The 15,306-nt window shown below is 54.5% G+C and carries 10 protein-coding genes; 2 read left to right on the forward strand and 8 right to left on the reverse strand.

All coding sequences use genetic code 11. From position 1 onward, the window contains the following. Positions 1–336: 336 nt before the first annotated feature. Positions 337–1,470, forward strand: coding sequence for a hypothetical protein (locus tag ACS5NO_RS08440; RefSeq protein ID WP_439414729.1), 1,134 nt, complete (start codon positions 337–339; stop codon positions 1,468–1,470). A 74-nt stretch (positions 1,471–1,544) separates the two neighbouring features. Here ACS5NO_RS08440 and ACS5NO_RS08445 read toward each other — a convergent pair whose 3' ends face one another. From ACS5NO_RS08445 to ACS5NO_RS08455, 3 genes are read right to left on the reverse strand one after another with little or no spacing between them, the layout of a single operon-like run. Further along, positions 1,545–3,032 (reverse strand): restriction system-associated AAA family ATPase, encoded by a 1,488-nt coding sequence (locus ACS5NO_RS08445; RefSeq protein WP_439414730.1) that lies wholly within the window; start codon positions 3,030–3,032, stop codon positions 1,545–1,547. Beyond that, positions 3,029–4,582 (reverse strand): restriction endonuclease subunit S, encoded by a 1,554-nt coding sequence (locus tag ACS5NO_RS08450; protein ID WP_439414731.1) that lies wholly within the window; start codon positions 4,580–4,582, stop codon positions 3,029–3,031. The genes ACS5NO_RS08445 and ACS5NO_RS08450 overlap by 4 nt, the downstream gene beginning before the upstream one ends. Next, the gene (locus tag ACS5NO_RS08455; RefSeq protein WP_439414732.1) at positions 4,579–6,027 is read right to left on the reverse strand and encodes a class I SAM-dependent DNA methyltransferase; all 1,449 of its coding nucleotides are present in this window, start codon (positions 6,025–6,027) and stop codon (positions 4,579–4,581) included. Before ACS5NO_RS08455 ends, ACS5NO_RS08450 begins: the two co-directional genes overlap by 4 nt. 353 nt (positions 6,028–6,380) lie before the next feature. Between ACS5NO_RS08455 and ACS5NO_RS08460 the strand changes: the two genes are divergently transcribed. Next, positions 6,381–7,508 carry a hypothetical protein gene (locus tag ACS5NO_RS08460; protein WP_439414733.1) on the forward strand — a complete coding sequence of 376 codons (1,128 nt, stop codon included), beginning with the start codon at positions 6,381–6,383 and terminating at the stop codon, positions 7,506–7,508. On the opposite strand, the gene ACS5NO_RS08465 is transcribed toward ACS5NO_RS08460, so the two are convergent. From ACS5NO_RS08465 to ACS5NO_RS08485, 5 genes are all read right to left on the reverse strand, one after another. Then, positions 7,505–8,914: a cellulase family glycosylhydrolase gene (locus ACS5NO_RS08465; RefSeq protein ID WP_439414734.1), complete on the reverse strand. Its 1,410-nt coding sequence runs from the start codon at positions 8,912–8,914 to the stop codon at positions 7,505–7,507. The genes ACS5NO_RS08460 and ACS5NO_RS08465 overlap by 4 nt on opposite strands. Positions 8,915–8,971: 57 nt before the next feature. After that, positions 8,972–10,894, reverse strand: a complete 1,923-nt coding sequence (locus tag ACS5NO_RS08470) for a histidinol-phosphatase (RefSeq protein ID WP_439414735.1) — start codon at positions 10,892–10,894, stop codon at positions 8,972–8,974. A 247-nt stretch (positions 10,895–11,141) separates the two neighbouring features. Further along, positions 11,142–11,333 (reverse strand): cold-shock protein, encoded by a 192-nt coding sequence (locus ACS5NO_RS08475; protein ID WP_114409215.1) that lies wholly within the window; start codon positions 11,331–11,333, stop codon positions 11,142–11,144. Positions 11,334–11,474: 141 nt separating this feature from the next. Beyond that, positions 11,475–13,337: a glycoside hydrolase family 97 protein gene (locus ACS5NO_RS08480; protein WP_439414736.1), complete on the reverse strand. Its 1,863-nt coding sequence runs from the start codon at positions 13,335–13,337 to the stop codon at positions 11,475–11,477. A 283-nt stretch (positions 13,338–13,620) separates the two neighbouring features. Beyond that, the gene (locus ACS5NO_RS08485) at positions 13,621–15,288 is read right to left on the reverse strand and encodes a RagB/SusD family nutrient uptake outer membrane protein (RefSeq protein ID WP_439414737.1); all 1,668 of its coding nucleotides are present in this window, start codon (positions 15,286–15,288) and stop codon (positions 13,621–13,623) included. Between the last annotated feature and the right edge of the window lie 18 nt (positions 15,289–15,306).

Below are 15,306 nucleotides of genomic sequence, written 5' to 3' on the forward strand. Positions count from 1 at the left end.
CCCGACCGGCCAAAAGTCCGGCAAGGCCATTCAATTTACCGGATTTTGAGTGAACAGAAACAGCCCTGCAACGGTCGGCACCCGCTGGTTGTCGCCCGTTGCAGGGCTGTTTCTGTTGTTGTGCAGGCGTATCGTTTTAGTAACTCCCCAAACGGGCGGGATTATGCGCCAATTTTGGTCGAAATTAGCAGCTTTTCAACTGGTATGATCTGATTATCAGTCCGAAAATTCTTGCTTCGTAATGTCTCTCATCCATTTCCGGCCAAAATATTACGGTTTACTTGCGTATTAAAATAAAAAACGATTACTTGCTTGCAACTACAAACAACTATCTCGATGAAGATACAATTTCTACTTCTGATTTCTTTCATCCTGCTCAGCCTGGGGGGATCGGCGCAGGATTTGGATTGGAATACCTATCCGGATGGCTCGCTCAATCACACCTACCCAACGGTTGGCAATGCTCCGGTCAGTGTGGGCGTTGAGACGACCGGCAGTACGTCGTCGCTCAATGCGAATGAACCCAACGGCCGTCCGACGGGCCTGCGGCTTGCGGCTGATTTTCCCGCCAGCGGTAATTGTGTTTCGGTGAAAATTACGTTTTCGCAGCCCGTCAGTAACCTGAATTTCAATCTGATCGATATTGATTACGCAGATGGGGATAGTGACTATCAGGACGTTGTAACGGTTTCGGGTAGCAACGGGGGAACACCGGTTAGTCCGAGTATTGGGTCGGCGGCTACCAATACAGTCAGCGGCAATACCGTCACGGGAACGAACAGTGACGTTGCTTTAGCCCAGAATCTGGTCACGTTCAGCAGTCCGGTCACCGAAGTAACCATTCAGTACTGCGCCGGACCGGCTTTTGCTCTTCCCGAATCGCAGGAAATTTACATTGGCGACTTTACCTGGGACGATGCTGCGGCCATGCCGGTACGGCTGGCGTCGTTCAGTGGCAAGCGGGTCGAGCACCAGATGCTGCTGGGCTGGCAAACCACCTTCGAATCCAACAGTGCTTATTTTGTCGTGGAACGCAGCACCGACGCTCAATCCTTTGAAGCCATTGGCCGGGTGATTTCCCAGGGTTTTTCCGAAACGATGCAGGCATATGGTTTTACGGATGAGGCTCCGCAAAAAGGAACCAACTACTACCGCTTGCGGCAGGTCGACCGCGACGGCCGGTTTGCATTATCGAAAATCCTGGGGCTGACGTACGATGCCGACGGCTTCTATTTTGAGGTACTGGCGCTGGAACGGGGCCGGATCGAAGTGAAAACCAATGCGCCGGACCCCGCGTTTGCGGTGGTGGATCTATGGGGCATTGGCAACCTGGGGTCGGTTGAAAAAGTGGGCGCAACGCGGTATGTTTTGCAGGTAGCGCCCTCGGGTCTGGCCACACCATCCCTGAAAATCGTCCAGATGCGAACGAACCAGTTCGGCTACGCTAAACGCGTGCTGCTGAATGAATAACCTGAATTAATGTTTATTTGTGTATACCAGACACCCTGCCGGTTTTGCTGACAGGGTGTTTTTATGCGTATTGCTCAAGGGCTGGTGTGAACGCCGAAACACGACCGGAGAATCGCGTCGAACGTGGCTCCGTAGGTTTCCTGATCCGGGCGGCTCACTTCTACTTTCCGGGTGAGGGGCGCCCGGCTGAAAATGAAGACCTTTTCTTTGGGGAGATCGGCGGGAAGGTAGGGCGAATGGGTGGTGATGAGGCAGTCCTGCCGGATGGTTTCCGCGTGGTCGCTGCGCTTTCCGTCCGACGTCGGCAATTCCCGCAGCCGATCCATCAGGTTCATTCGCCAGACCGGATTGAAGTGCGATTCGGGTTCGTCCAGCAAGAAGAGGACATTCGAAAACGAAAGCATGCTGAAGGTGCCCAGAAGCTGGGCCAGTTGATGCTCACCGTCGGAAAGAGACACATAATCGACAATGGCGGTATGATTCCGGGCGTGGAAGTTCACCCGTTCGAAACGGAAAACCTTGTCTTCATCCTGCGGCTCCGGCAACCGCGAGGCAAACCGACGCGCTTTGGTTTCCTTGCTAAACCGTTCGCGGGCGTGTTTGGGAATCACGAGATCATTCAGCATGGCGAGCTTGTGAAATGCCGAATACAGGTCGAAGGCGGTTTTCCAGAAAAACCGGAAGCCGGTTTTGGTTTCGGTATCGACCAGAAAATCAAAGGTGTAGGTTTCGGTTTTGTCATCGTACTGGTAGCAGGTGGCACAGCGTTGCAGTCGGGTCAGGTATTCTTCGAGTTCATCCGTGAGCTGAATGCCTTTTCGTTTCGACTGCTTGCCAGCGCGGGCCGGTGCGCGGGGAGCCGCTCCGTGGGCCAGTTGAATGCTGCATCGAAAGGAGTGGAGGTCGTCCAGGTGGGCGTGTTTCAGCAGGGCGGAACGCTGTTCATCACTGCCCAGCAACAGATTGGCAACCAGCACTTCCAGGTGCGTTCCGTAGTCGATCAGCATCAGGCGCGTATCCTGAATACCGGTTGACGGGGTGGCTTGGTCGATGGCACTCTCGCGTACCTCTTCCGCATACCCACTCCGGCTGAGCAGGAAAGGCAAACTCAGCGTCTCGTTATCCCCGGACGAATACCCAACCACCTTGCTGGGCAGCAATTCCTTCGTTTCGGGCGCGGTCAGTTCGCAGTTTATCCAGGCTCCGTCCACTAGTTTCCGGATCGTCACCACCGGTCGGCGTTTTGTTTGCGCCCGTCGCGAAATCCGGACGTGAACCGTTGCCGGGCTGCCGTGGGGGCGGATCAGGTAGTCGACTTCGAACTGCAAACCGGGGTTTCCTTCAATGCGTTCTTCCTGACACACCACGGCATGAAAGGCCGACTGAAACATTTCGGCCAGCACCTGGAGCAACTGCGACTTACCAGTTCCGTTGGCACCCAGCAGACACAAGGGAGCGAAAGTTGTTTGCTCATCCATTTGAGAGCGCAACGAAATGTCGAGCCCATCGAGTAGTCCGCCACACGTATCGGCTGAAATGATGTGAATGCGTAAAAGCTTCATGGTTTTATCCGGATCAGGGTCATGGCCTGTTTTTCGGGGTCAAAGACCTGTTTCAGTGCCGGTTGTTTTTCGGAGAGAAGCGTAAAAACCGCTTCTTTCAAGGCATCGTATTCAACGGCGAGCTGACGGCGCAGTTCGTCGAAGGTGAACGGTCCATCCGGCAGGAAGCGAATGGATTCCAGCACGGTTTCGGGCGAGAGTGGGGTCATTCTGGGTTTTCGGGTACGTTTGGCCAAGGGCGTCGTTTGGGATCGGGCGGTTTTGTCGGCCTGCAGGCGCTGGAGAAGCAAGCCAGCGGGTTCATCTTCCGGATCTTGCGGGACCAAGTGTCCGCGAAAGGCGCTATCCAGGGTGGCCGCCGGCAACCGCTCAATTTTTGCCCGGGCCGCCACGCAGCGGGCTTCCAGGGCATCGGCATACGCAAACAGGGCGTCTACCCGGCGGACAATTTCGTGCTGCTCGGCAACGGGCGGCACCGGAAACCTGAAATGGCGGCATTGGGAAAGCGAAATGTTGATCTGCCCCGCCGACCCGCGCGTCTCGTGCAGGATGGACGCCAGGTTATCACCTTTGCAAAGCAGGTAATACAGCCAGCCGCTTGTGATTCGCGGGCCGGGCCGGAAGAGCGTCAGGGCCTGGTTGATGTTCCATTCGGGATAGGTATCGGGCACGATGGCAACCTTCCCCAGCGGTGGCCCCACGATGTTCATAAGCACATCCCCCGGCACGGTTTGCGACCTTTTCAGGGCCTTGTCGTGCGATGCCGTCGAAATGAATTGCGGTCTGGAAGTGAAGTCAATCGACTGATTGACAATATTATAAACCTTTAAAAACGGAATATTGGGGTGGTCGAGGAAACCTTCTGCGGGGGTGCCGCCGTTTTGAACTTTCGCGCAAACCGCGTCTGCCCGCTCCAGTGTCCAGTCCGAAAGGTCTTTCCCGCGCCATTTCTCTGTGAGTTTTCCGGTAATAGCCGCCGATAGAATCGATTGGCGCAGGTTTTTCAGCAGGCCCAGCACGCGGTCCAGACGGTCGCGGCAGGCTTCGATTCGGGCGAGGGTAGCCCCGATTTTGTGTACAATCCGGTGCTGCTCCCGGAGCGGGGCAATCAAAACCGGCAAGGTGGCTACTCGCTTGGGTTGCGCCCGGGTGAGCGACCCCCCAACGCCCGTGACCCCCCGGCAAATCAGTTCGCGGAAAACGGGTGTGCTGAAATAATACCGTAAAAAATCAGGCGATAAAACCGGTAACCGCACCACAATCCATTCGGACGACGCAATTTGCCGGAACTCGCCTTTGGGCCTTACTTTCCAGACGCGGTTAATCCGGGGGTTGATCTTGCAGATCAGAATGTCGTTGGGCTCCACCAGTTGTTTAATGGAACCAATGGCCGTGCCGGGCAGCCGCTCGGGCTGACGGGTTGGAAAGGCCGGTACGCTGTAGAGTTCAAAAATGACATCGGGTTGACTGGCCGGGTTGATCACCAGCGACGAAAATTCGTTGATTGCGCCCAGATCGACCCTGATCCAGCCCTGTGGTACGTCGCTCATACCTCCACCTCCTCTCCCAACTCCTCCATGATTTCCCGCAATTCTTCCAGCGCCCCCTCCAGTTCTTCCATCACCTCCAGCGCCAGCACGCCCGGCTCCGGCAGTTCTTCGCTTTCGTCCTTGAGCCACGAAATATCCAGGTTGTCGTTGTGCTGCGCGATCCACTCGCGGCTAAACCGGCGGAAGCGGTTGGTGATGCCGGTATCGTCCCGTCGCCGGGACAGAGCCTCCGGACGCCCCAGCGGATCGTCGCCAAAGGCGGCTTCAAATTCGGAAAAGTGGTTCCGGGTCAGGAGCGTGCGTTTTCCGTATTGCGGCATGTTCGCCCGCAAATCATATACCCAGACTTCTTTCGTATTACCCTGATCGGTGTGGCCTCTTGTGAAGAAAACCACGCAGGTTTTTACGCCCTGGGCGTAGAAAATGCCCGTCGGCAGACGCAAAATGGTGTGGAGATTGCATTTGTCCATCAAATCAGCCCGAATCTGTTTTCCGATGTTGCCTTCGAAAAGCGCGTTGTCGGGCAACACGACGGCAGCCCGGCCACCCGGTTTGAGGCCCCGGTAAATGTGCTGTAAAAAACAGAACTGCTTGTTGCTGGTCGGGTAGGGGAGGTCGGTGCGCTCGGGCAACCCCCCGCCTTTTTTGCTGCCAAAAGGCGGATTGGAGAGAATCAACGTGGCCCCCGGTAGCTTCTGCCCGTCGGGCGACAGCGTATCGCCGTAATGAACACCACCCGCATCGGGGTTGAAATCAATACCGTGGAGAAATAGATTCATGAGTGCCAGCCGATGCGTATCCTGCACATGTTCCATGCCAAAAAAGGTTCGGGTGCGGTATTTTTCAAGCTGGTGTTTGTTCCAGTTTTCCGGATTCTGGTGTTCACGAATGTAATGATTGGCCGCGATCAGGAAACCGCCCGTTCCGGCCGCCGGATCCTGAATCAGATCATCCAGCGTGGGTTTCATCACCGTCACCAGGCTGTCGATCAGCGAGCGGGTGGTGAAATACTGACCAGCTCCCGACTTTTTTTCGTTCGCACTCTTTTCCAGCAGTCCTTCATAAATGTCCCCCAGATCTTCCCGGCCGGCATTGTACCAGGCCAGTTTATCGATTCCATCTACCAGCGCGGAGAGAGTCGCTGGTTTTTTGATGACCGAGCTGGCATTGCTGAAGATTTCCTTCACAATCTGCTCCCCGTGTGCGCCCAGGTGAATCAGGGTAATTTTATAGGCTTCAAGTCGTTCCGGTTTTGGTTTGGCAATCAGGTTGTCCCAGCGGTGACCCTTCGGAATCTGCCCTTCTGTACCGGTTTCCTTCGCCATCTTGAAAAACAGCAGGTAGGTTAATTCGGTAACGTATTGGTGATACGTCACGCCATCGTCTTTCAACACATTGCAGAGATTCCAGAGCCGGGCGATGATGTCGTTGGAAATAGGTTTCATAGGGTCGTTTTCCGGGTTGTGGGGCCGGAAGTAAAAAGCCGGTTAGGCTGCGAAACTGCAGGGGTTAAATGGATCAACGGCCCAATCTAAAGAGGATGCCCGCGAAAAACAAAGCAGAAAGCGGTATTCTGTATCCTCATTTTCCGGAAAAAGTTACATGGGGTAACTGTGGTTACGGTTCGCTGGAGCTACTGATTCGGGTAAAACCGCTCTTTGTTGTTTACGCAAAGAATCCCTGTGGAATCTTCTCAGACGCCATTTTTGTCTTTTTCTCCTACTGCATTTGACTTTTGCTTGTGTTTGATCCGAATTATTGTTAATTCGCATGTACACACAAATAAACATTAAACATCATGAGACAGTTTGTACGACTGGCCATTTTTTGGCTATCAGTGTCGGTGGGTTGGGCGCAGGACCTCAACTGGAATACCTATCCGGACGGGGAGTTGACGAATACCTATACCAACATCGGGAATATTCCGGTCGATGCCACGGTCGATATAACCGGCCTGACGAGTTCCTTTTACCTCGATTATCCCCGCCCGAGCGCCAACGGGCTGGAGCTAAATGCCAACTTTCCCACGAATGGCAATTGTATTTCTGTCAAAATTACCTTTTCGCAGCCCGTCAGTAATCTGAATTTCAACCTGCTCGATATTGACCGGATCGATGGCGACAGTCAGTATCAGGATGAGGTGACGGTTTCGGGCAGCAACGGAGGAACGCCGGTTAATCCGGCCATCGGATCGGCGGCAACCAATACCGTCAGCGGCAATACCATCACGGGAATCAACAGTAACGTTAACAATGCGGTCAACACGATTGCGTTCAGCAGTCCGGTGACCGAAGTGACCATTCAATACTGTGCCGGACCGGATTGGGTCGACCCGAAACGACAGTTTATTTTCATTTCCAATTTCAATTGGGACGATGCTGCGGCCATGCCCGTGCGGCTGGCGTCGTTCAGCGGCAAGCGGGTTGAACACCAGATGCTGCTGGGCTGGCAAACTACTTTTGAATCCAACAGTGCCTATTTCGCTGTGGAACGCAGCACCGACGCTCAATCCTTTGAAGCCATTGGGCGAGTCGTTTCCAAAGGGTTCTCCGAATCGATGCAGGTATACGGTTTTACGGATGAAGCTCCGCAAAAGGGAACGAATTATTACCGCTTGCGGCAGGTCGACCGCGACGGCCGGTTTGCGTTTTCGAAAATCCTGGGGCTGACATACGATGCTGACGGCTTCTATTTTGAGGTACTGGCGCTGGAACGGGGCCGGGTCGAAGTGAAAACCAATGCACCGGACCCCGCGTTTGCGGTGGTGGATTTGCAGGGAATTCCGAATCTGGGAACAATTGAAAAGGTCAGTGCCACCCGGTATGTACTCCACGTTACGCCCTCCGGTCGGGCCACGCCGGTCCTGAAAATCGTCCAGATGCGAACGAATCAGTTTAAGTATGCCAAAAAAATTCTGCTGAATTAACGGGTCTTTACGGTCAAAGCCAGATCGGCCCCGAAAGCCGGGGTTTTAAGCGTTGCCAAACCGCCGGAATGCCGAAGTTTTTCCTTCTGCTTCCGGCCGGTTTCCGGCTCAACGTAGGTGACCGTATAGCGACCGGCGGGCAGATTCAGCGTCAGGCTCATCGGTTCGGGCTGTTTCGGATGGTTGCCGTTGTAGATGTACAGGGCGTACTGTTTCCCGGTTTCGCTGAGGGCGTGAACCCGCACCCGCGACGGTAACGAACCGCCTGGCAAAACCGTATCCGGTTTCATCCGAACGAAATCCAGCCCTTGCATAAAATCTTTCAGTACACCCAGTTGCTTCCGAAACGCCGGACTGCCCCCGCCGGGCGATTTCGGCCCCGGCGTGTAGGTGCCGTTGGGTTGAACGGACGTGAACGAATAATCGAGGTTGTTGTAGAGACCGCCCCCGGCCAGCAAAAACTCCCAGCCTTCTTTGCGGTAGGTGGAGTCGGCAGTGCCTTTAAAACCGGTTTCGTTGTCGCCCAGGACTTTGTTCAGCCCGTAATTGAGCGGGACCGCTTTGGGTGGCGTTGCGTAGTGAAAGTTAAAAACCGACACGGCCGAATGCGGCTTTTCGATTTTGGCCGAACCATTGGCGATGTTCTGCGTAATGAGGTGTTTGTTGGGTAAACTGGTCTCGGTTTCCACAATGAGGTCGGCGATGTGGTGCTGCCAGTTTAGTTGTACCCCGCCAAAATACGGTTCGTTGCAGATTTCAAACAGCACATTGCTGAAACCGTTCAACTCCGTCACGATTTTCCGCACCATGGCTTCCTGAATGGCCAGCAACCCGCCGTTTTTGTCGAGTGTGTAGACGTCGTTCCGCCCGACCGTTCCAACCGAATTGACGTTGTTAGCGGCATTCTTTGGGCTGATGACCCACATTTTCTCTTCGTAAAACGGACAGAAGAGCGCCAGTTCGACAATAATGCCGCGTTGTTCGGCGGCTCCCACAAAGTCCTTCAACCGGTTGAAATAAGTATCATCCCAACGCGAAAGGTCAAACTTGTTGCCACCCAACGCGTAGCCAGCCTGTTCGCTGCGGGGCCACGGACAAACAAACCGCCCCGTTTCCGGTGCCATCGTGTTGTGTTCGATCCCGAAGTCGCCGGGGGCTTCGCGGTAGGCTCCGGTGAAGGTGCGGGTCAGGTTCAAACCGTCTTTTTGAAGCGTGTTGAGATACGTAATGAAATCAAAATCCAGGTTCAGAACCGCTCCGTAATGTTCGCCCGACGTAATCAACACCGTGGGTTTGCCCTGGTAGCTGAAATAATGCGGATTGTCGGGGTGCAAACGGATGGGTTGCGCTGAAAGCCAGCCCGTTAGGCCAGTCAAGGCAAGGGTCGCTAGAAACCGGTTTCTCATGGTTCAGGAGTCGAATGGATAAAGGGCTATTATACTCTCTTGTCTTTGCTCTCAGGTCTATTTCAACAAAAAATCCCGTGCCAGTTCCAGTTGATCGGTGCTCAGAAAATCGGCACCGGCTTCGCGGAGTTTGGCCCACACCGCCGGATCTTCGGGACAGGCCCAGAGCCGCAGTTTCTTCCCCTCGGCGTGAACCCGCTGAACCAGTTGCCGGAGTTTTTGAAACTGCTCGTCCGGTATCGGCCCTTGTCCGCGCCATTGAAGCTGGTTGCCATAGGCATCGCTCACCACCGGCATCAGGTCGCGACTGAATCCCTTGCCCAGATCGGCGGGCCGTCCGTCGATGCCTACCAAACGCTCTTTGGCTCTTTTTACGGTTTCGATGGGGCGGTTTCCGGAAATAAAAACCGTGACAGCACCCGGCTGGCAGCGGTTTCCCTTGCAGGTGGTCAGAATCGACCGATAGCGTTGCAACACCTTCTCCAAAGCCCGGTAGGTGCTGTCGGCCCCGGTTTTGAAGTCGATCATCAGGTAAACCGGGCCGCTGTAGTTGGCATACACTTTCCCGCCGTTTTGGCGAATTCGCTCGGCCAGCGGGCGCAGGTACAGATTTTCGAGTGACTTATCCGTGTTCCAGAAAGCCGGGCGGTTGTGGGCGACATACAGCGTGTCCTGGTGCGCATACACATCAGCTTCTACACTCGTAAAACCGTGATCCAGCGCATCCCAAAGCGGGCGCGATTGCTCATAATCATTGTGCGCGTGGGCGTTGGGCAGCGGCACCACGCTGGCGAGTGGCTGCGGAGTCTGCAACGGAGCCATCGGCTGCGTCCAGGCGGTTTCGACATCACCCGGCTCAAACGGATTGAATTTGGGTTTGGTCGAAATGACTTTGGCCCGCACCAGCAACTCGTCGGTCAGCGTATAACTCGCTTCCGTGCCCGCCAGCTCGCGCAGAATTTCCGCCTTTTCCTGCCCTTTCCGAATGCCGATAAATTGAATTCGGTAGGTGACATCCGGTTCGGTTTTGATTTTAAACGCCACGGTTTTAGCGGTTTGCGTCAGGCTTTCGAAGGTGACCCCCGTGGTCGCGTAAAACCGGCCCGCTTCCAGCGCTTCCACAATCGTGTTGGGTTTTAGCTCGGGCGCGTTCACCATCACCCAGCCCCGACCCGAATTGCTGTAGGTGGGTCCGAAGAAATTATAATTATGACTGTCGTCGGTGGCCAGGCCGAGCATCAGCGGGCGGCCCTGCCGCAGAAACGTCAGGTTGATTTTATCCCACATGGCCTCAGTGCCTTCGCGGGTGCTGTCCCCGTAGTTATGTACCTGCGGGTGGCCGTTGAAGACCTCGAAAAACCGCTCGTGCCGGAGTTGCATCAGGTCGTTGGCCGTAATGGCGTAATGAAAATTGGGGTGGTTGATGTGGGGAAACATGGGCTGGCCCGTTTGCCGCCGTTGCGCTACCACCGCGTCGATGTTGTTCTGCATGACCTCGGCTACGCTGTTGCCCGGCAGCGGTTTCAGCAGGTTCTGGAGGTTGGTCATGTTGATGTGAATGGGCTTGCCCTGGTACCCCGTTGAGACTTCTTCGCTCTTGAGAATCAGGAACTTCTCCGGTTCTTCAAAATAGCTGCGGTATTCGCTGAGGTTCTTCAGCCGCACTTTCAGGGAATCATTCGGGCCGGTCTGGTATTTCACCCAATCGGGGCCGAAGGTGCGCAAATACCGTTCGAAGGTGCGCCGACGGTCGGGAGCGCGCGGCACTTTGATCCATTTTTCGCCTTCCTGAAATGTGTTGTGATCCGACAAACCGATGAACTGGTAGCCGTTGGCCTTGTACCAGTCCATGATCATTTCGGGATAATCGTCGCCGTCGCTCCAGAGCGAGTGCGTGTGGAGGTTGCCTTTATACCAGTGCTGGGCCTGGGCAAGCGGAATGAACAACAGAAGGAAAAGAAAGAGGAAAACCGGTCGCATGGGAGCATAAATGAGGATGCAACCGGGAAAGGGATTTGAGGGCGTTTTCTAACCTCTTCCACTTCGTTATTCGGTACTAACTTCGAAATTCGGTGTTCGTTATTCACTATTCGATATTAAGTTGAAATGAATATCGAATAGTGAACACCGAACACCGAATTTCGAAGTAAAATGGGAAGGCATAAAACAAAAAAAAACATGCCGGGAAGCATGTTTTTCAAGCGTTTCAAATTATTATATCTTTCGATTAAATAACCTCTACGTTAACGGCATTCAAACCTTTTTTACCTTGCTCAACTTCAAATTGAACTTTGTCGTTCTCGCGAACTTCGTCAATCAAACCTGATACGTGAACAAAGATGTCTTTGTCTGAATCCGAAGGGGTAATAAACCCAAAACCTTTGAGTTCATTAAAAAATTTAACAGTTCCTGTTTGCATTATATTGTATTGTATTTTAAAATTTCACCAAAGGTAACAAGAATAAATCAGAACCGCATCATGTCCTTTATTTATTTTGATACAAGCCATGATGAATAAAACCGTCCTGTCTGGATTTCCCGTTTTTTTAAGCCCATTCCGTTAGTTTCTTTTCAAGACCACCGCCTGTCCGCCGGAGGGTAACAGATTGGCAGTCAGGCGGTCTTTCGACGTGACGGTGCGGGTTTGCTTCCGGATCTTTCCGGTTCCATCGTCCTCATACACCGAGAGCGAATACCGTTTCCCCGGTTCCAGAAAGGCCAGCGACAGGTCGATTTTCCGGGCTTCGGTGCTGGTAATGGTGCCCAGAAACCAGTCATTTCCTTTCCGCCGGGCCACCGACACATACTGTCCGGGCGTTCCATCCAGCACTTTCGTTTCATCCCAAACCGTCGGGAGGTCTTTCCAGAATTCAATTTCCTGCCGATCCGGGAAATCGGCCGGTTTGCCGTACCAGTACAGATACTGAAGCGGACTGAAATAAATCACCGGCAACGCCAGTTGGTGGCCTTTGGTGTTGGTCAACCGCGGCTGGTTGAAGCAGAACGTATAATCGGCGGCTCCGGCAATGTACCGCGTGAAGGGCAAAACCGTGTTGTGGGTCGCATTGGGCCATTCTTCGTTGCCCCGCACGCCTTCCTGCGTCAAGAGGTTTGGATACGTCCGGCTGAAACCGGTCGGGCTATATTCATCGTGGATGTCCAGAACCAGTTGGTGTTTGGCGGCTTTGCGGATGGCGTCGTGAAGCCAGACCGTCCAGTGGTGCGATCCCGTATGCACAAAACCGTATTTGATGCCGGCAACGCCCCAGCGTTGGTAGAGCGGCAGCAGCGTATCCAGTTGCCGTTCGAGGGCGCGGTGGTTGACGTACAAAATGACTTTCTTCCCCTTCGATTTGGCATACCGAATGGCTTCGGGCAAATCCAGATCGCCTTTCGGATTCCGGCGCGGATCGACCGACACCCTGGTGGCGTCCGACGCAATTTCGTATTCGTGACCGTACCAGCCCGCGTCGAAATGGAGGTAGTCGATGTTTTGCTCCACCGCAAAATCGACCAGATTTTTGGCCCCGGTGGTCGACAGCGTCACTTCCCGCATTACTTTTCCCGGTTTGATCCAGCTCACATCTTTGATTTCATTCGGCGGATTGAGGTTCTGAATCAGGTAGTTGTGTTCCAGCAGATCGCCGGGGCGGTCGGCTGCCATCACCACCCGCCACGAACTGGCAAAGGGCGAAGCTTCGGTGATTTCGCCCGCCAGTTGGCTGACGAGTTGGTTCAGACCGGCGGTTTTGAGCCGCACCAGCGGATAACTGCTCTGCTCGGCTTGTGTGATGCAGGCCCAGGTTCCGTTGTCGAGTTTCAGGGTGAGCGGCATTTGGGCGGCTTTCGTCCAGTTCTCTACGTTCCGTTCTTCGTAGCTCCCCTGCGCATGATCGGTGTAGAGGGCTTTCGTTTTCGGCGGCAGGTTGAAAAAGGTCATTTCCTGCCCAACATCCAGAATCTGCATGCGCAGGTCTTCCGGGAAAAAATACCGGAAAGCCACGCCCTCGTCGTACGCCCGGACGATGAGTTGCATCGTTCCGCCCGACCCCGGCCCGTTGCGCAGGCTGACAACCAGTTCGTTGTAGCGATCCGGAATCTCGGCGCGTTCACCCCAAACCGGTTTCCAGTTTGCTTGCTGGCTTCGTTTCGTCGCCGACACGATCCGCAGGTTCTTATCCCAGTTCAACGGCCGGGAACCAGCGGGATTGCCGCCCAGTCCCAGCCGCGAAGGCTGAATCAGGGGCTGGTTCCGGTACGTTATTTCGTAAACCGGACTTTGGGGCGATTCCGGCATATCGCGCAGGCCAATCGACCAGGTGAGCAGGCCGTTGGGCGAACTGATCCGGAGCGAATCCGGCGTTTGCGCCCGCCCCAAGTTGATCAGGGTCAGGGAGAAAATAGCGAAAAGAATTCGGGTCATTCAGGTTGAACGTTTAAAAGGGTACATACACCAATCTCGCTGATTGTTCGCGATGATGGTTGAATATAAGGATTAAAAAGGTGAGCCATTCATCCCGCAGGGATTTAACAGCGCAGCGTCGGTAGTAGTAGGTCAGGCGATTTGTGGCTCTTGCGTGCCGTGAGGTACGCGACCCATTCTTGCGGTATATTGTCGCGTACCTCACAGCACGCGGGACGTTGAAATTCGTTTTTCTGCTACCGACGCTACGCTGTTATGCCCCTGACGGGGCACGGTTTTTTAATTAATACCCCGGATTCTGTTCGATTTTAGCATCGAGGTTGGCATCGATGAATTTCTGCGGAATCGGGAATAGTTCGTGTTTTTCGACGATGTTGCTGCCGGTTTTGGTATTGTACTTCTTCACCCGCTCAACCAATAGGGGCGAATTGGCCAGAAAACCGAAGCGGATGAGCGTTCGACGGCGGGGCTCTTCCATGATCAACTCCCGCACGCGCTCGTCCAGAATGTAGTCGAGCGTGGCGCGGTCGGCCGTAACCGGTTTGGCTTTGGCCCGGCTGCGCAGCACGTTGAGGTCGTCGGCGGCTTTTTGCCGGTCACCTTTCCGGATGTAGGCTTCGGCCCTGAGCAGGTAGGTTTCGGCCAGCCGGATTTTATAAAACTCAACGAACGTCCGCCCGGCGGTATTTCCGGCCAGCGGATCACCCTCGAGTTTCCGGGTATACGGATAATACCAGCCGGAATTCAGCGTGTCGATTTTGGCCGCCACAGGATCAACTTTCTGTCCGAAAAAACGGGAGGTGGCATTGTTGTAATAGAACGTCCGACGCATGTTGTACGCCGAATTCCGCATGTCGTTCCAATCTTCTTTCCAGACGTCGTAACTGGCGTAGGGCGTTCCCATCACCCAACCCACCGGACGGCCCAGGCTATCGCAAACGACCATACCCGACTTGCCTTCCGGGTCTTTGATGTTGTGATACCCGGCTCCCCAGGCCCGCATGCTGCTGTTTCCGCCGAAAGCGGTCGCGTTGGTTGCATTGGTGTAGGCAACGCCACCGGGTGTCTGGTATTCGAACTGAATGGCCCAGATGGTCTCGGTATTGGCCGCCAGATTCTGGTTTTTATCCCGAAACAAATCCGAAAAAACATCGCCGGGTTTGTCCAGTTTGCTGCCAAAGCGCTGCGTCATGAGCTTGTACGAACCGTCGTTGATCACGGCGGAAGCGGCTTCAATGGCTTTGTCGTTGTTGCCCAGCGCCAGGTAGACTTCGCTCAGAAAATGGTCGGCAGCGGCTTTCACGATCCGACCGGGAGCCGCCGGTTTTTTGGGGAGCCATTGCGAGGCAAACTCAAGATCCTGCCGGGCAAACTCCAGCACCTCCTGACGACTGGCCCGCGTATAATCCGTTTTGGGTGCCGTTTCGACATGCGACACCAGCGGGACACCACCGTACAGATTGGCCAGAATCGAGTAGGTGTAGCCCCGAAAAAACCGTGCTTCGGCCAGAATGGCGTTCTTTTCAGCCTCATTCGCCCATTTGGCGGTCGGTTTATCGGCATAATCGACCACGATGTTGGCACGCGGTAGCATTTTGAGATACGCCCATTCCCACCACAGATCGACGGACGCCAGCGTCGGGGTCAGCGAAACGTTGTAATCACGCAACAGCGTCGATACGGCCCCCGGCATGTAGGCATCCGTGCCGATGTTCATGGCGTGCAGGTTCTCGGTGTCGGTTCCGAATAATTCGTCCCGGGCGGCCGCGTGAATGGCGATGATGGCGGTTTCAAAACCGGCTTTATCCACCAGCACTACATCGGGATTCAAAAAGGCCCGGGGCGTTTCGTCGAGTACATTGTCTTTGCAGGCACTGGCCCAGAAAACCAGCAGCAGCGTTCCCAGGAGCGTCAGATGCCGTTTTGAAGCTAAAAAAAGGATGCGTTTCATTGGTTGAAATCCGTTCAG

The sequence above is a fragment of the Larkinella fluvii genome (assembly GCF_051857545.1).
Taxonomy (GTDB): Bacteria; Bacteroidota; Bacteroidia; order Cytophagales; family Spirosomataceae; genus Larkinella.